Here is a 16,826-nt window from a genome sequence, read left to right on the forward strand (position 1 = left end):
TTTGTGAAACCCCGAAGCGTAAGCGAGAGATCCCTATCGCCTCTTCGCAATCAAGGTATAGATCAATACAGATTTTAGCTTAAATCAGCAAGCGGATTTCGCGTGCTCTCTAATGTCAGCGACCGATAGGGATCTCTCACCTTCGGCAAGCTCAGGGTCGAGATAAGGAAAACCGTCTATAATCGCGGGCCATGACATTGATGAACCGCGTAAGGACGTCAACCTTGCTCGTTGTCGCGCTCCTGACACTTATCTGCCTGCCGTTGCCGGCGCAGACGAAGGAGCCAAGCGCACCGCCGCAGTATCCCAACTTTCCCAGCGAGACCCCCGACGATCTGAAGCCGGCCACCGCCAGCTTTGATCATGAGCGTCGTGAGGTGATGGTCCCCATGCGCGACGGCGTGAAGCTGCACACGGTGGTGCTGGTGCCACGCAGCGCCACCAAGGCAAAACCGGCCGCCATCCTGCTCACGCGCACGCCGTACAGCGCTGACGAGCTCACCACGCATGCGCACAGCTCCCATCTGGGCCCGGCGCTCTGGGGCTATGACAACGCCACCGAAGTGATCGTGGAAGGGGGATATATTCGCGTGGTTCAGGACGTGCGCGGCAAATACGGGTCTGAAGGCGACTACGTGATGAACCGTCCGCTGCACGGGCCGCAGAACCCCACGCCGGTGGACCATGCCACCGACACCTACGACACCATTGACTGGCTGGTGAAGAACGTGCCCGAATGCAACGGCAAGGTGGGCATCCTGGGGATTTCGTATGACGGATTTCTGCCGCTGATGGCGCTGGTGAATCCGCATCCGGCGCTCAAGGTGGCCGTCCCCATGAACCCCATGGTGGATGGCTGGCGCGGCGACGACTGGTTCCACAATGGCGCGTTTCGACAGCAGAACATGCCCTACATCTACGAACAGGTGGGGACGCGCAAGAACGACGCCAGGTGGTGGAGCGGCAACTTTGATGACTACGATCTCTACATGCAATCCGGTTCAGCAGGCGAACTGGGAAAGCTTCACGGACTGGAGCAGATCGGGTTCTGGCGCAAGGTGCTTGAGCATCCCAGCTATGACGCTTTCTGGCGCGACCAGGCGGTGGACAAGATTCTTGCCGCCCAGCCGCTGAAAGTCCCGGTCATGCTGGTGGACAGCCTGTGGGACCAGGAAGATATCTACGGCGCCATCGCCGTGTACAAAGCCATCAAGCCGAAAGACGCGAGCAACGACAAAGTTTTTCTGGTGATCGGCCCGTGGCACCACGGTCAGGAAATCGGGGACGGCAGCAAGCTGGGCGCGTTGCGCTTCGGCACCGATACCGGGCTGTATTTCCGCCGGCAGATCCTGCGTCCGTTTCTCGACCAATATCTGAAAGATGACGCACCCAAGGCCGACGTGCCTCCCGTGTCAGCCTTTGAAACCGGCACCAACACGTGGCGACGGCTTCCGGCATGGCCCGCCGGCTGCGCCAGCGGCTGCACCGTAAAGCCCACGCCATTCTATTTGCGCGAGGGTTTCAAGCTCGGGGTGAATGCTCCGACAGAGATGAGTTTTCCAGCGTTTGACCAATACATTTCTGATCCGGCCAAGCCGGTGCCGTTCCGCGCGCGGCCGACAAGGCCGGTGGGTTATGACATTGAGAAAGGTCTGACCTGGCCGCTGTGGCTGGTTGACGACCAGCGCGAGGCGTCAGGGCGCCCCGATGTACTGTCCTTTACCTCAGACGTGCTGACCGCGCCAATCAAGATCAGCGGGCAGCCCGTCGCCAATTTGGTGGCCTCCACCAGCGGCACGGATGCTGACTGGGTGGTGAAGGTGATTGACGTGTATCCCGACGAAGTGGCCGGTCAGCCGGAGATGGGCGGCTACCAACTGGCGGTGTCCATGGACATTTTCCGCGGACGCTATCGTGAGAGCCTGGAAACGCCCAAGGCCATTACTCCCGATACGCCGCTGCTCTACCGCTTTGAACTTCCCACGGTCAACCACGTCTTCCTGCCCGGCCACCGCATCATGGTGCAGGTGCAGTCCAGCTGGTTCCCGCTCTATGACCGCAATCCGCAGACGTTTGTCCCCAATATCTTCTGGGCCAAGCCGGGAGATTACAAAATGGCCACACAGCATATCTGGCATTCGCACCAGCCCGGCATGGCCAGCTATGTGGAGTTGCCGGTAGTGAGCGGGCCGTAGGGCGAACCCGCCGAGGCTGACTCAAAAACCAAATTACTTTGCGCCGCGCATATAATAGCGCGCGGAGGGAACCCTTACCTTGGCCGATACACCTGCCTCTGCTCCCGCTATTTCTCCGCGTCGCAGCAAAAAATGGATCCTGATTGTCCTTGTGGCGATCTTGATTCTGCCCATTCTGGGATTTGCGGCCTGGACGGCGATCACCCTGCACGTGAGCTATTCCAGCGGCGAACGCGTGGGCTACGTCCAGAAAATTTCCAAGAAGGGCTGGACCTGCAAGACGTGGGAAGGCGAGCTGGCCATGGTGAGCATGCCGGGGACCCTGCCACAGATCTTCGCATTCTCCGTCCGCGATGATGCCGTAGCCCGCAAGATCATGGATGCCGGAGGTCAGCGCGTGGCGCTGGTTTATGAGCAGCATCGCGGCGTGCCTACACAGTGCTTTGGCGAGACCGAGTACTTCATTGTGGATGTAAAGCAAGTCAAGCAATGATGAAGAGCCGGCGGCGGTTGGCGATGGTGTCGTTGTTTGGCGCCGCGCTCTTCGGATGCGGTGGCGGAACAGGTCCGCAACCATGCTTGCGCAATTGCCCGGTGATCCCCTTCACCGCCGGGGCCTACCTGATCAAGGGAACGTCGGCCAGCAACCCTGCCCTCAATTTCACGCTGGCCGGCGCGCAAACCCAGGTCGGCGACTCAACCAACGGCGCCATGCACTTCATCAACTCGTCTTGTTTTCCATTCAGCACTGATATTGAAGTGCTTGGCAGCCTTGGCCAGACAATCTTTCGGTTGCTGTCAATCATGCCAAACAACCAACTCTTGACCGCCGATGATTTGACGCATCCCGGAGGCGATCCGCAGTTGTTCTTCGGCCATTACGCCATCACCAACGCCGGCTGCCTTGCCAGCGACACGGGAACACTCAGTGTGCAGCTGATCAACTTCTCCGGTTCCTGGGCAGGATCGCTGGCTCCGGCGACAGGCACCCCTTCCACCATCTCTTTAGCTCTCACGCAGTCCGCGCCGGACATTCACGGATTTTTCTCGGGAACAGGCACCGCCAGCATCGCGGGCGGCACATGCTTCTCGGCGGCTACCGTGGATCCATCCACGGCCCTGGCGCCCATACGCGCCTCACTGGTCCTCGCAGATTCATCCCCGGGCTCAACCGGCAAAACGGTGATCGTCGGCGACTTTTCCGCGGCGGGAACTTTTTCCGGGACATACACTTCCATCAAGGGCGCGTGTTCGGAAACAGGCACAGTGAGTCTTACGCGGTTGTAGATTGGACGAGCTGGTAGTGTGCTATTGCCCTGATCCTTTTGGAGGCATCAGTCATTTGCACGAAGCTCAATCGCGATTGAAATGTTTAGTACGCGTGCAGTTTCCTCGCCTCCCGCACCACGTCTTCCACTTTCGGCAAAAAGAAATGTTCCAGCGGCGGCGAGAACGGCACCGGCGTGTCGAGCGCGGTGATGCGCACGATGGGGCCGTCCAGGTCGTCAAAGGCTTCTTCATTGATGATGGCGGCAATTTCGCCGGCCAGTCCGCCGGTGCGCGTGTCTTCGTGCAGCAGGATGACCTTGTTGGTCTTCTTCACCGTCTCGGCGATGGCCGGGCGGTCGAGCGGAGAGAGAGTCCGCAGATCGAGAATCTCGACTTCGATTCCTTCCTTGGCCAGGATGTCCGCGGCTTCCTGCGCGGTGTGGACCATCGCTGCATAGGTAATGATGCTCAGGTCGCGGCCCTCGCGATGCAAACGCGCTCTGCCGATGGGCACGGTGTAGTCGCCGTCGGGGACTTCATCCTTAATGCGGCGATAGAGGAACTTGTGTTCCAGGAAAAGCACGGGGTTGTTGTCGCGAATGGCGGACTTGATCAGCCCTTTGGCGTCGGCGGGCGTGGCCGGCGCGACCACCTTCATCCCCGGCGTGTGTACGAAATACATTTCCGGATTTTGCGAATGAAACGGCCCGCCGTGCACGCCGCCTCCACAGGGTCCGCGCAGCACCAGCGGAGCAGGAGCGCCCCAGCGGTAATGCGACTTGGCCACCATGTTCACGATCTGGTTGAAAGCGCAGCCGATGAAATCCATGAACTGGAATTCGCACACCGGGCGCAGGCCGGTTAGGCAGGCGCCAAACGCTGCGCCGACGATGGCTGATTCAGCAATGGGCGTATCAATCACCCGCGCGGGGCCAAAGTGGTGGACGAAGCCGTCCGTCACTTTGAACGCACCGCCGTAGATGCCGATGTCTTCGCCGATGCAGAAGACCGTGGGGTCAGACTCCATCTCTTCCCAGAGTCCCTGCCGGATTGCTTCGAGATAAGTGGCTTGGGCCATATATGAGCAATTAGCAAATAGCAATTGGCAGTTAGCAAAAAACCCGGGTTCAGACTTTGTGTGCCTAACTGCTAATTGCTAGCTGCTAATTGCTTATTTGAAATGTATCGCCGCCTCGCTCTCTTTCAACTTGCCCTCACTCCTCCGCACTTTCTTCGGCGCACCGTACTTCGGCTTGATGGCGTGGCAGACACCGTCGCAGTACACGCCTTCGGCGGCGGTGTGGCCTTCCGGCATGGGCGAGTTCTCAGCGAACTCGCGTTCGGCGTCGAGTTCTTTTTCCACTCCGGCGATCAGCTCGGCGTCTTGCGCGGGCGTCAGCCACTTCTTTTCAAGGAGATATTTCCGGAAGCGGTCAATGCAGTCGCGCTTGCGCCAGAACTCGTGCATTTCCTTGGGGACGTAGGCCGCGGCGTCGTGAATGGCGTGGCCTTTCATGCGCATCAGTTTGGCTTCGATCAGAGTCGGCCCTTCACCGCGATGCGCGCGCTCAACGGCTTCATGGGTCGCGTCGTAAACCTGGCAGGCGTCCGTGCCGTCAATGATCACGCCGGGCATGCCGTAGCCGATGGCGCGGTTGGCCAGGTCTTTTACGTTCACCTGATATTCCGTGGGCGTGGAGTAGGCCCAGAGATTGCTCTCGATGATCAGCACCAGGCCCAGCTTGCGCACGGCAGCAAAGTTGATGCCTTCATAGCTCACGCCGGTGGATTGGCCGCCATCGCCGATCCAGGTGAGGCAGGCCAGTTCTTTTCCCTGCAGGCGCGCGCCCAAAGAAACGCCGGCCATCACCGGCAGCAGATCGCCAAGCATCGAAATGGGCGCCACCATGTGCCGCTTCTCGATGTCGCCGTAATGCGACGTGCCGTCTTTGCCGTGCGTGGGCGAGCCGGCCTTGGCCATGTACTGCATCATGATGTCGCGGGCATGAAAGCCGCGGACGAGCTGCGCGCCCTGGTTGCGGATCATCGGTGCGAACCAGTCGTCAGCACCCAGCGCGAAGGCGGAAGCGCAGGAGCAGGCTTCCTGTCCCAGGCCAAAGTACACGCCGCCCACCACCTTGCTCTGTTTGTAGAGATTTTCCAGCGCCACTTCCATGCGCCGGTTCATGAGCATCCAGCGGTAGAGTTCCAGGTGCTGATCTCTATTCAGGTACTTCGATTCGCGGATGGGCGGCACCGGCGTGTTGAGCTTGCCGCTGATTTCGTAATGGACTTCCTCGCCGCTGGCCACTTCGCGAACTTCGAATTCCGGCTGCTCCAGCCGCCAGTCAGGGATGCCGTACTGGTTCACGCGGACGGCGGGAGATTTGGCGCGCGGACGACCGTTCGACGATGCGGTCTTCACAACTGGTTTCAGGCGCGAAGTCTTGGCGGCTTTGGATTTGGTGGCCATGCGACTTAACAGTTTATACCGAGGATAAGTAGTTGGCACTTGGCCGTCAGCACTCAGTCAAGAGCCAACCACAAAGGACACGAAGGAGCACAAAGGAGCACGAAGGCAAAACTGAACAACCTCAGGGCCATCGCGTCCAGTTGTTTTTCTCTGTGTCTCCGTGCCTCCGTGGTGAGATTTCTCTTATTCGGCGCTTGTGGAATTCAAAGGTTTTAGATTATGCCAAGAAAATATCTTCTTCGCCGGCCAGCTTGCGAATGGGCTCGGGCGCTTTGGTCGGCGTGTCCTGGTTTGATGGGAGGGCTTCTTCGGCGCCGTGGTGATCGGCAAGTGGCGCCCCAGCCAGCAGGGCGTCCAATGATTCCAGCCACAGCGTCTGCGCTTCAAACACGCGTCCGAAATTGCGCGCTGCCATTTGCGCTGTGTCTTCCAGCGCGGGAACTTGCCTCGGCGGCTGCAAACGCGCAAGCTCCAGCGCCAATGAAGTCACCGGCTTATCGGTGATGCCGCAGGGGACGATCAGCTTGAAGTAATCGAGGTCCGTATTCACATTGAGCGCGAAACCGTGCGAGGTGACGGCGCGCGAGATGTGCACGCCGATGGCGGCAATCTTTGCCTGTCGGGCCGCAGGCGCTCCTTGTGGGGCAGGCGCTGCCGGCGTCTGGTCTTGCGTCCACACCCCGGTGAGGCCGGGAATGCGTTCGGTGACAACCCCCAGGTCGCCGCAGGTGCGGATGAGCGCTTCTTCCAGCTTGCGCACAAAATCCACCGCGCCCACGCGGGGCTCGAAACCCCGCAGATTGAAGATGGGGTAGCCGACGAGCTGTCCGGGGCCGTGGAAGGTGACGTCGCCGCCGCGGTCGGTCTCGAAGCGCTCCACGCCTTTGGCGGCAAGAAACTCTCGCGAAGCCACGATGTTGTTCTCGCTGGCGTTGCGCCCCAGAGTAATGACCGGCGGATGTTCCAGCAGCAGCAGCGTATGGCCGATGCGGCCTTGTTTGACCAGGTTGACGAGCGTCTGCTGCAGATCGAGCGCGGTGGAATAATCCACGCGGCCCAGCCATACGACGTTGATCACGCTTATCATTGTCGCTCCGCTCCAAACCGCCGACGGCCCAGGCTTTCCCCGGCCTTGATCAGCGCTTGTGGCAGCGTGGCTCGGCACGCTAGTCGGCCTCGCCACTCTTCAGTCTATCAGTGTCATCAGTGAGAATCAGTGGTAAGCAATTAGCTCAGCTCAAGCAGAGGGAAGCAGCGCGGGCATAGTATCCGCTACGCATGAGCGATCAGTTCGCAAGCTGCTTTAGCTGGGCCAATTGCTAATGGCTAATGGCCCACGCGTTGATCACTTGGTTGTGCGCGGTTTTGGAAAGGGGGCAGCGGATTCCATGCGGTCGGCAGATCAGTAGACGCTTTCGCTGTCGAGGTAGTTTTCTGCCAGCCAGGCGGAAAAATCTTCGTCAGACGCGCGTGGCAAGGCGACGCTCCAGATGCCGTTTTCCGCTGCCCGCAGGCCCACTTGGCCTTCGCGTGAGCTGCCTTTCTCGCCCACCCACACCACCATGAATCGCGCTCTCATGTTCCCACATTGCAGGCCGACGATGAAGCCGCGATCCAGCTTGGCCGTCACGCCATAGAGCCGCGCTCCGCTGGTGGCGATGTTGAGCGTTTTAGCGTTTTGGGAAAACACCTTGCCCTCCCGGTCCAGGCCCCACAGCCTCACCGAGATAGGTACTGTGACGCGTACTTCGCGCCGCTTGGGCATGCCTGTAGGATAGGCCGGTCCGCGGGCGGTCGGCCTCAGAATTGTTACCTAGGAACGTCACCTTGGTAATAAGTAAGTTCTAAAAATCAGCAGTTAGCAACTAGCAGTTGGCAATTGGCCCAGCTAAAGCAGAGGCAGGCAGCATTCGCGACCCACGCTCGGGACTTGGAACTCCAGTAACGATAGGGATCCCTTCCCGTTCGCTTCGCTCCGAGTCGGGACTTCGGAAAAAGATCCTAAGAATTCCGTTCGCTGCGAGGCCGACTCGCGCGCCGAGCAGCGTGTTGAATGCGCTGAAGGAACGCCGCGCGTACCATGATGATGAGCGGTTTGGAGCGCAGCGACATGAATGCTAAGCGTTGATGGCTTTGCCTTCCACCGCGCTGAAGGCGTCCAGCATGCCTTCGGAAACGGTGGGATGCGCGTGGACGGTAAACATCAGGTCATCCACGGTGCCTTCCAGTTCCATCACGGCCACGGCTTCGGCGATCAGCTCGGTCGCCAGCGGGCCGATGATGTGCACGCCCAGAATCTCGCCATACTTGGCGTCGGCGATCACCTTGATGAAGCCTTCATGCTGGTCCAGGATGGTGGCCTTGGAGTTGGCGGTAAACGGAAACTTGCCGACCTTGATTTGCAAGCCAAGTTCCTTGGCTTTGGCTTCCGTCAGGCCCACGCTGCCGATCTGTGGCTCACAATACGTGGCGCCGGGGATGCGAAGTTTGTTCATCGGCTTGGCGGGCTTGCCGGCGATGCGTGTGACGGCCACAATCCCGGACATCATGCCGGAATGCGCCAGTTGCGGGAACCCGGCCACGATGTCGCCGATGGCGTAGATGCTTTTTTCGCCGGTCTCCATCCACTCGTTTACGTGGACGTAACCGCGCTCGGTCTTGATGTTGGGCAGCTTCTCCAGCCCGATCTTCTCCGTGTTTGGCCCGCGGCCTACGGCGATGAGAACTTTTTCGGCTTCGAGTTTCTGCGGGGCTTCGCCCTGCGGCGTGAAGCTGACGGAAACGCCGTCTTTGGTCTTTTCGACCTTCTCCACCTTGGTATTGACGAAGCAGTTGATGCCTTTCTTCTTGAAGCTGCGCAGCAGCTCTTTGCTCACGTCTTCATCTTCCACGGGGACCAGCCGGGGCAGCATTTCGATGACCGTGACTTCCGCGCCAAATGAACGGTAGACGGAAGCAAACTCCACGCCCACTGCGCCGGAGCCGATGATGATCATGGACTTGGGGACGGCCGGCAGGCTCAGCACTTCAATGTTGGTGAGGATGCGGTCGTCCGCCTGAAGCCCGGGCAGCAAGCGCGCGAAGGAACCGGTGGCCAGGACCAGGTTCTTGGCCTGGATTTGCGACTTGGCGCCGCCATCCGCGGTGACTTCCACGGTGTGCACGCCAGCTTTCGCCGGGCCGGTCAGACAGGCGAAGCCGAGCACGCGGTCCACTTTGTTCTTGCGGACAAGAAAGTCCAGCCCCTTGGTGTGCTTGGCCACGATCTGGTTCTTGCGGTCCTGGATGGTTTTCCAGTTCACTTTGCCCGCGCCCAGGCCGTCAATGCCGTACTTCTCCGCCGACTTGATGTGGTCGTAAACTTCGGCGTGAAACAGCAGAGCCTTGGTGGGAATGCAGCCCACGTGCAGGCAGGTGCCGCCCAGCTTGTCCGCTTTTTCAATCAGACAGGTTTTCAGTCCAAGCTGGCCGGCGCGGAAGGCGGCGGTGTATCCGCCGGGACCTCCGCCGATGATGGCAACGTCATAAATGGTGTCTGGCAAGGCAACGCTCTCCTGCAATGAAAATCACGCGAAGACAAACAACTGATTGTAAAGCAGCCACTTGTCCATTGGCCATGCGCCGTTGGCCCGGAACTGCTCACGGTCTCGCTTCGTGTTCCTGCTGCATTAGATCATGCTGGGAACTAGAAAGATTCGTACGCGACAATGTTGCGGGAAACGAGTTAGGATGGCGCTCGCAATTCCAGCGCAAGGTTGGCTTTGGGCCAGCACGGCGCTGCCTTTGCAAGGAGGGCGTATGACGAATCTCATTTGGTGGATTCTGGTGGGTTTGATTGCCGGTTGGGCTGCAGGCAAGATCATGAAAGGCTCAGGCTATGGCGTCATTGGTGACATTGTCATAGGTATCATTGGCGCCGTGGTTGGCGGCTGGCTCATGAGCATGTTGGGGTTCGCCGGAAGAGGCGGTCTCATCTACACCATCCTGGTAGGCATTCTGGGCGCGGTGCTCCTGATATGGATCGTCAGGAAGCTCAAAAGATGATTGGCGGCGCGCGCGTAAAGCCCGGCGCACTTGCCGTGCAGCGGCGCCGACGTAATCGATGAATGTGGCCAAGTTTCAGTTCCATCCGCTCACCCCGGACCGCTGGCTGGACCTGGAGGCTCTGTTCGGCGCCAAAGGCGCTTGCGGAGGCTGCTGGTGCATGACCTGGCGGCTTTCACGCGCGCAATTTGACGCGCAAAAAGGCGCAGGCAACAAGCGCGCGTTCAAGAAGCTGGTGACGCAGGGCCGCGCGCCCGGCGTGATCGCATACGCCGGCAAGATGCCTGTCGGCTGGTGCGCGGTGGCGCCGCGCGAGGATTATCCAGCGCTGGAGCGTTCGCGCGTCCTCGCTCCCGTGGACGACAAAGCAGTGTGGTCCGTCTCCTGCTTTTTCATCGCGCGCGACTTTCGCAGCCAAGGCGTGAGCGTGCCGCTGCTGCAGGCCGCGGTGAAGTTCGCCAAAAGTCACGGTGCAAAGATTGTGGAAGGCTATCCGCAGGATTTAGGCAAAGCCACGCTTCCCGCGCCATTCGTCTGGACTGGATTGCTGCCGACTTTTACCGCTGCGGGCTTCAAGGAAGTGGCTAGACGGTCGGCCAAGCGGCCGATCATGCGTGCTTGACGTACCGGCGACCTGTGCTAGCCTTCTTGCGCCATGACTCCGTCAGACCTTGTGGTTACCACGCCGGCCCGCCGTCCCGCGGTGATGGCCCGCCTGTTCGCGTTCGTCCTGCTCTTGCTCAGCCTGCTTGCCGCGGTAGGTCTGGGTTGGACTGCTTATCATCTCCACCAGTTGGACAGCGCCATCAGCAACCACGCCGCCGCGCTGCGCCAGTACCAGAACCGGCAAGAAGCCATCTTCGCCCTGGACAGCATGGACACGGCGCTGCACCGCTTCCTGCTGGACGGCAACAGCGCCAACGCCGACCTCATTCGCCTCAATAAAGACCTGATCGAACGCCTGGCGCAGCAGGACGCCGCGGCGCAGAGCGACAAGCTTCTGCAGGACATGGTGGCGCGCGAGCAGCAATGGTATTCGCAGTTCGCCCAGCCCATCATCGAACAGCGCCGGCAGACGCCGGTCGGGCAGGGACTGCCGGAGGACTTGCTCAATCGCTACCGCACCAGCAAAAAAGACCTGGGCGCTTTTGATTCTGAGATGGCAGCCAGAGACGCATATCAGAAGGACGTGCAGGGCTTGCTGGAATCACAGAAACAAATTGGCCCGGGCGTGTGGCTGCGCTACGGCGCCGCGGGACTAGTGGTGATCGCCATCCTGGCAGTGGCGCTGGGAACCTTCAAGAACATTGGACGACTGCACCGCGTGGCCCGGGGCGATGACGAAGAAGATGATGATGACGACGACGAAGATGAGGCCGAGCCGCACAAATGAAAACTTTGTGCCGGCGGATGCACGCGAAAGAAGGGAATGAAGATTGAACCAATTCAGATTCGTGTTCATTCGCGCTGGTTCGCGGCTGATTTGCTTCTTGATCCGCGCTAATCTGCGAAATCCGCAGCTAGCTTAAAAGCTTCGCTGCGTCCTTGGCGAAATAAGTCAAAATCAAACTCGCTCCCGCGCGCTTGATGGCCTGCAATGACTCCATCATCACGCGGTCTCTGTCCAGCCAGCCTTTGGCGAACGCTGCTTGCAGCATGGAATACTCGCCCGACACCTGATACGCGGCCACAGGCACATCAAATCGGCGACGCGCTTCATGGATCACGTCCAGGTAAGGCATGGCCGGTTTCACCATAATCATGTCCGCGCCTTCCTTGATGTCCAACGCGATCTCGCGCATGGCTTCGCGCACATTGGCGCCATCCATCTGGTAAGACCGGCGGTCGCCGAACTGCGGCGCGGAGTCGGCGGCTTCGCGAAAAGGTCCGTAAAAGCCCGAAGCAAATTTCGCCGCATAAGAAAGGATGGGTGTGTTCGCGAAGCCCGCGTCGTCGAGTCCTTTGCGGATGGCGGCCACCCGGCCGTCCATCATGTCTGAAGGCGCGATGATGTCCATGCCCGCTTCGGCCTGTGACACGGCGGTCTTGGCCAGGATATCGAGCGTGGCGTCGTTCTCAATTTCGTATTCGGCGGCCACGGCGGCTTCGGCGACTTTGGTCATGGCGCTGGACAGATCTTTCCTTGACGCCACTACCACGCGTCCCGGCATGTTCCCGCCCGCCTTCTTATGGCGCATGATCCCGCAGTGCCCGTGCGACATGTACTCGCACAAGCAAACGTCGCCGATCACCACCAGGTCGCGCACTTCGCTCTTGATGGCCCGCGTGGCCCGCTGGACGATGCCGTCGTCGGCCCAGGCGCCGGTGGCGACTTCATCTTTCTTCTCCGGCAGGCCGAACAAAATGATGCCGCCCAGCCCCAGCGACTTGGCTTCGCGCGCTTCTTTCACCGCTTCGTCCACCGAGAGGTTGCAGACGCCGGGCATGGAGCTGATCTCTTTGCGCACGCGCTCGCCCGGACAGACAAACAGCGGATAAATAAAGTTGCCGGGTTCCAGGTGGGTTTCACGCACCAGCGAGCGCAGGGGCTCGGACTGGCGCATGCGGCGAAGGCGGGTGACAGGAAAGGCCATAACAGGGAAAGTTTAGCAGAGGCGGGAACTAGAGTTTAGGTCTTGCTGGATCAGCTCTCGGGGATCAGAAACGCGCCTGCGATTTTTCTATCCAGCGTAGCCAAAACGGCGCTGTTGGCTCTTGCCAGTTGCGCCAGGTGGCCGTCTGTGATCTGCCGCGCGGTCTTGACCCAGGCAGGGAGATGTGACACGTCATGGCCGTCAGGAATGAACGTGAAACGAAGGGCGGCGGATTCCTTCAGCCGAAGCAGCAAAGTGCGGGCCTGGGCCAACGTGAGACCGTAAGCCGGTGTTTGGGCCAGGACCCTCACGAATCCGAGTTCCGTGATTGAACACGTTGCCAGATGCAGAGATTGTTTAGCTCGCAGCCACAAAGCAACCCGCTCGTGGAACTCGTGTTGCTGGAAGCCCAGCGCGACAAGAGCGTTCACGTCGAGCAAATAAATCATGGAAAATCCGCCAGTATTTCGCGTACTTCCTTGCTGCTCAACACTGGAGCGCGGGCGCCTGCACTTAAGACGGGAAGGCCTGTAATGGGGTCGGTCACTATCTTGGTTCTATGCGGCCGCTTCCTCAACGGTGTCAGGACGATGCGGCCAGCTTCGATCCTTGCCCGAAGCGGATCACCCGCAAGGATGCCGAGCTTTCTGCGCAGCGCGCCCGGCAGCACTACCTGCCCTTTGGTGGAAACCTTGGTAGTCATGGTAAGACAATCTTACCTCCTATGTGCATTTAGGGGCAAGCCGAACCATCCCGTTGCTGTTAGAAAATTGCGGTTTTAATAGCGCCAGCGCAGGGGCTCAGACTGGCGCATGCGGCGAAGGCGGGTGACGGGAAAGGCCACAACAGGGAAAGTTTAGCAGAGCTTGTTCGCCCAACAATGGTACCGTGGTTTTTCAGCGCGGTAGCCATAGATCTTTGGAGTTACTTTATCGTTTTGTCATATCCAAGAGTAAGGCCATAGGCAACGTTTTCCAGGGCTTTCTGGACGGCCAGTATCTTCGTCGCCTCCCGTTGAATGTCCTCAAGTCTTTCCAGGGGGACCTTGGTCAAATCACGATTCAGCACTCGCATCGCAGCTGACAAGTCGCCCACCGGCGAGAACGCCTGGCTCTGTAGAGTGATGAAGTCCTGCTGCAGATCGTACACGTCAGTGTAATCTTTGAGTTCTTCGTAATCCATGTGGGTGACCGCCCCGCTGACTGAAGCGGTTTTCCACGCCGTGGAATAAAGCTCGTAGCTGGCAAAGTTGTATCCCAGCGCGTGCACGGATAGTTTCCGGGTTTTTTCGGCGTCGTCGATGGTCGAGATGATCTGCTGCAACTGTTCTTGTCTCTTTTGGATTTCCGGCACAGCCTTCCGAATGGTTTCTTTGTTTTGACGCAATTCAGTTGCAATATTGGCCCGCGCCTCGCGCACCAGGGCGCGATGGTGCATCCAGGTGACAATGCCGTCCAATCCCAGGGCAATCAGAATGCCCAGGACGACGGTGAGCATGTGGACGACAAAAGCCTTCTTCGAGTGTATGGGACCATCCGGGTGGTGGATTTCCATCGCCTTTCCTTTCGTAGCGGATGCGGGTTCGTGCGGCTGCGGCGTCCGTAACTGGTTTTTCGTCCGTCATGATTTTCAGGATGATAGCGTACCCCGCTGCCATCACGTGAGCCAGTATCGCAGCGAATCAATATTGCGGTGAGCTAATATCTTAGTTGCATGGTGCCCTCGCCTCTCCAGCATTCTTCCGCGCGCGTTCTGGAATTTGACCAGTTTCGCGACCTGCTTGCGGCCTACGTCTCCTCGCCGCTGGGCAAGGCACGCGTAGCGGAACTTGTTCCCTCGGCCGACCGCGCATGGATCGCCCAGCAGCAGCAGCTTGCCGCCGAAACGCGAAAGTTTCTTTCCGCCGGCGGACGGCTGGAATTCTCCGGGCTGTTCGACGGCCGGCAGCTTCTGGCCAAGTCGAAGATCAGCGGCGCAGTGCTGGAGCTGGAGGAAATTCGCGACATCCTCCTTCTCGCCGACAAAGCCGCCGAGTGGCGTGAAATGGCGCTGCATCCTCCTGACGCCGTCCTCAAAGACAATGGCTGGCAAAGCATGTCAGCTTTGGCGTTGCAAATCGCCGACTTCACCGACCTGCTGCGCTACTTCCGCAACAAGATCCTGCCCGACGGCACGCTCGACGACCGCGCGTCGCCGGAGCTGAACCGCATCCGCCGCGAAGTCGAGAAGCAGAAGCGCATGATCCAGGAGTCGCTGCGCGGCTACCTGCGCCGGCTGGCCGAAGGCGGCGCGGTGCAGGACGAACTGGTCACCATCCGCGGCGAGCGCTTTGTCATCCCGGTAAAAACCGAGCAGCGCAAGCGCGTGAGCGGCGTGGTGCACGGCGCGTCGTCGAGCGGGCAGACGGTGTTCATCGAACCGCTGGAGACTATCGAGCAGAACAACGACCTCGTCCGCCTGCTGGAAGAGGAGATGGCGGAAATCCGCCGCATCCTGCAGGAGATGACTTCGAAGATCGGCGAGCAGGCCGCCGCCATCGCCGTGGCCGTTGATGTGATGGCCGAAGTGGAACTCCAATTCGGCAAAGCGCGCTTCGGACTCGACTACGACTGCGTTCGTCCGGAGCTGACGGAAGATTTTCTGGAACTGCGCGACGCAAGGCATCCTTTATTAGAGAGAAACTTTCGTGGCGTGGCTTCGCCGCACCCGGCGGGTGCGGGGGCGGCAGGCGGCTTGAAGCAAAGCCGCAAGGTCGTTCCCCTCACGCTGGAAATGGACTCCGCGCACCGGCAACTGATCATCAGCGGCCCCAACACCGGCGGCAAAACCGTGGCCCTGAAGACCGTTGGCCTGCTGGCGCTGATGGCCCAGGCCGGTGTGCCCGTCCCGGCGACCACCGCGCGCCTTCCGGTGTTTGACGCCGCGCTGGCCGACATTGGCGATTACCAGTCCATTGAGCAGAACCTGTCAACCTTTTCCGCGCACGTAACCAACATTGATTTCATTTCGCGCACCGCCACCACGCATTCGCTGGTGCTGCTGGATGAGCTGGGCTCGGCCACTGACCCGGAAGAAGGCGCGGCGCTGGCCGTGGCTATTGCCGAACATTTCCGCGGGATCGGCGCGGTCACCGTGATCTCCACCCACCATACGTCGCTCAAGGTGTACGCGGCGAATACCACGGGCGTGCTGAATGCCGCCGTCGGCTTCGACGAGAAGACGCTGCAGCCCACGTATGAGCTGCAAGTCGGCGTGCCGGGCGCGTCCGCCGGCATCAACATTGCCGGACGCCTCGGCCTGAACCCGCAGATCATTGAAGCCGCGCGCTTGAAGCTGGGTACGCAAACGCAAGACGTCAGCAAGTTCCTGGACAAGCTGCATTCCGAGCTGCGCGATCTGGAGCGTGAACGCCGCGTTGCCCAGGAGCGCGACGCGGCGCTGCAAAAAGAACTCAAGCGTTTGGAGGCCGAAGGCGCCAAAGAGCAGCGGCAGAAGACGCGCGAATTTGAAAGCAAGATGGAATCGCTCCTGCGCGACTTTGAATACCAGACGCGCGAAGCCGTCAACGCCGTGCAGGACCGCGCCGCGCAGCAGAAGCTGACCAAGCAGGCGGAGCAGCGCATGGCCAAGCTGCGCCGCGAATTCAAGGAGCAGTTTGACGCCGGCGTGGTCGCCCACAAGACCGGCGCCGACCGCGGCGACGTCAACGCGCGTCCGCATGAGGTGAAGCACGTCTCCGAAGGCGACACCGTCAAGCTGAAGTCGCTCGGCCGCACGGCCCTGGTCAAACGCAAAGTCGACGACAACACGTTTGAAGTCGAGATGGGCGCCATGAAGATGAAGGTCCCGCGCAGTGACATCGCGGAAGTGTTCACGTCTTCGTCCGCGTCGCTTCCCCGCGGCGCAACTCCGGTGGCCGCCGCCCGCTCGCGGGGCATCTCCGTGCATCTCAATCGCGAAGACGACAACGCCCCTACGGAGATCAACGTGATCGGCCAGACCGTGGACCAGGCCACGCAGGAAGTGGAGAAGTTTGTGGACCGGGCGTTTCTCGCCGGCTTGGCGCGAGTAAGGATCGTCCACGGCAGCGGCATGGGAATTCTGCGCAAGGCCTTGCGGCAGTATCTGCAAAAGCATCCCCACGTGGCGACCGTGGCTGAGCCTCCGCAGAACGAAGGCGGTGCGGGCGCGACGGTGGTGGAGCTGAGGGAGTAAATCGCCAAGCGAGACAAGCGATGCGGATATTAACCG

The 16,826-nt window shown here is 60.1% G+C and carries 16 protein-coding genes; 7 read left to right on the forward strand and 9 right to left on the reverse strand.

The window, feature by feature from the left end; genetic code table 11:
• Positions 1 to 191 precede the first annotated feature (191 nt).
• The 3 genes from LAO20_09565 (at position 192) to LAO20_09575 (ending at position 3,482) form a co-directional block, all read left to right on the forward strand.
• Positions 192 to 2,195, forward strand: coding sequence for a CocE/NonD family hydrolase (locus LAO20_09565; protein MBZ5531666.1), 2,004 nt, complete (start codon positions 192 to 194; stop codon positions 2,193 to 2,195).
• Positions 2,196 to 2,337: 142 nt separating this feature from the next.
• Complete coding sequence (locus LAO20_09570; protein MBZ5531667.1) at positions 2,338 to 2,688, forward strand: hypothetical protein; 351 nt, start codon at positions 2,338 to 2,340, stop codon at positions 2,686 to 2,688.
• Entirely contained in the window at positions 2,685 to 3,482 is a 798-nt protein-coding gene (locus LAO20_09575; protein MBZ5531668.1) for a hypothetical protein, read from the forward strand. The genes LAO20_09570 and LAO20_09575 overlap by 4 nt, the downstream gene beginning before the upstream one ends.
• 85 nt (positions 3,483 to 3,567) lie before the next feature.
• On the opposite strand, the gene LAO20_09580 is transcribed toward LAO20_09575, so the two are convergent.
• The 5 genes from LAO20_09580 to lpdA all read right to left on the reverse strand — a co-directional run bounded on the left by LAO20_09580 (position 3,568) and on the right by lpdA (position 9,479).
• Positions 3,568 to 4,542 carry an alpha-ketoacid dehydrogenase subunit beta gene (locus LAO20_09580; protein ID MBZ5531669.1) on the reverse strand — a complete coding sequence of 325 codons (975 nt, stop codon included), beginning with the start codon at positions 4,540 to 4,542 and terminating at the stop codon, positions 3,568 to 3,570.
• 93 nt (positions 4,543 to 4,635) lie between these two features.
• The gene (locus LAO20_09585; GenBank protein ID MBZ5531670.1) at positions 4,636 to 5,937 is read right to left on the reverse strand and encodes a thiamine pyrophosphate-dependent dehydrogenase E1 component subunit alpha; all 1,302 of its coding nucleotides are present in this window, start codon (positions 5,935 to 5,937) and stop codon (positions 4,636 to 4,638) included.
• Between the two features lie 217 nt (positions 5,938 to 6,154).
• On the reverse strand, positions 6,155 to 7,024 hold the full coding sequence (gene lipB, locus LAO20_09590; protein MBZ5531671.1) for a lipoyl(octanoyl) transferase LipB: 870 nt from the start codon (positions 7,022 to 7,024) through the stop codon (positions 6,155 to 6,157).
• Between the two features lie 315 nt (positions 7,025 to 7,339).
• On the reverse strand, positions 7,340 to 7,702 hold the full coding sequence (locus tag LAO20_09595) for a hypothetical protein (protein MBZ5531672.1): 363 nt from the start codon (positions 7,700 to 7,702) through the stop codon (positions 7,340 to 7,342).
• Between the two features lie 352 nt (positions 7,703 to 8,054).
• Positions 8,055 to 9,479, reverse strand: coding sequence for a dihydrolipoyl dehydrogenase (gene lpdA / locus LAO20_09600; protein ID MBZ5531673.1), 1,425 nt, complete (start codon positions 9,477 to 9,479; stop codon positions 8,055 to 8,057).
• Between the two features lie 256 nt (positions 9,480 to 9,735).
• On the opposite strand from lpdA, the gene LAO20_09605 reads away from it, so the two are divergent.
• The 3 genes from LAO20_09605 to LAO20_09615 are packed head-to-tail and all read left to right on the forward strand — an operon-like array spanning position 9,736 to position 11,374.
• A complete protein-coding gene (locus tag LAO20_09605; protein MBZ5531674.1) occupies positions 9,736 to 9,981 on the forward strand; it encodes a GlsB/YeaQ/YmgE family stress response membrane protein in 246 nt (81 codons plus the stop codon).
• Positions 9,982 to 10,039: 58 nt separating this feature from the next.
• On the forward strand, positions 10,040 to 10,603 hold the full coding sequence (locus tag LAO20_09610) for a GNAT family N-acetyltransferase (protein MBZ5531675.1): 564 nt from the start codon (positions 10,040 to 10,042) through the stop codon (positions 10,601 to 10,603).
• 33 nt (positions 10,604 to 10,636) lie between these two features.
• Complete coding sequence (locus LAO20_09615) at positions 10,637 to 11,374, forward strand: hypothetical protein (protein ID MBZ5531676.1); 738 nt, start codon at positions 10,637 to 10,639, stop codon at positions 11,372 to 11,374.
• Between the two features lie 127 nt (positions 11,375 to 11,501).
• On the opposite strand, the gene hemB is transcribed toward LAO20_09615, so the two are convergent.
• The 4 genes from hemB to LAO20_09635 form a co-directional block, all read right to left on the reverse strand.
• The gene (hemB, locus tag LAO20_09620; protein ID MBZ5531677.1) at positions 11,502 to 12,575 is read right to left on the reverse strand and encodes a porphobilinogen synthase; all 1,074 of its coding nucleotides are present in this window, start codon (positions 12,573 to 12,575) and stop codon (positions 11,502 to 11,504) included.
• 50 nt (positions 12,576 to 12,625) lie between these two features.
• Positions 12,626 to 13,024 (reverse strand): PIN domain-containing protein, encoded by a 399-nt coding sequence (locus LAO20_09625; GenBank protein ID MBZ5531678.1) that lies wholly within the window; start codon positions 13,022 to 13,024, stop codon positions 12,626 to 12,628.
• Positions 13,021 to 13,278: an AbrB/MazE/SpoVT family DNA-binding domain-containing protein gene (locus LAO20_09630; protein MBZ5531679.1), complete on the reverse strand. Its 258-nt coding sequence runs from the start codon at positions 13,276 to 13,278 to the stop codon at positions 13,021 to 13,023. The genes LAO20_09625 and LAO20_09630 overlap by 4 nt, the downstream gene beginning before the upstream one ends.
• A 221-nt stretch (positions 13,279 to 13,499) precedes the next feature.
• A complete protein-coding gene (locus tag LAO20_09635) occupies positions 13,500 to 14,129 on the reverse strand; it encodes a hypothetical protein (protein MBZ5531680.1) in 630 nt (209 codons plus the stop codon).
• A gap of 159 nt (positions 14,130 to 14,288) precedes the next feature.
• Between LAO20_09635 and LAO20_09640 the strand changes: the two genes are divergently transcribed.
• The gene (locus tag LAO20_09640) at positions 14,289 to 16,790 is read left to right on the forward strand and encodes an endonuclease MutS2 (protein ID MBZ5531681.1); all 2,502 of its coding nucleotides are present in this window, start codon (positions 14,289 to 14,291) and stop codon (positions 16,788 to 16,790) included.
• Positions 16,791 to 16,826: the final 36 nt, after the last annotated feature.

Source organism: Terriglobia bacterium, assembly GCA_020072815.1.
In the GTDB taxonomy this organism is placed as follows: Bacteria; Acidobacteriota; Terriglobia; order Terriglobales; family Acidobacteriaceae; genus Angelobacter.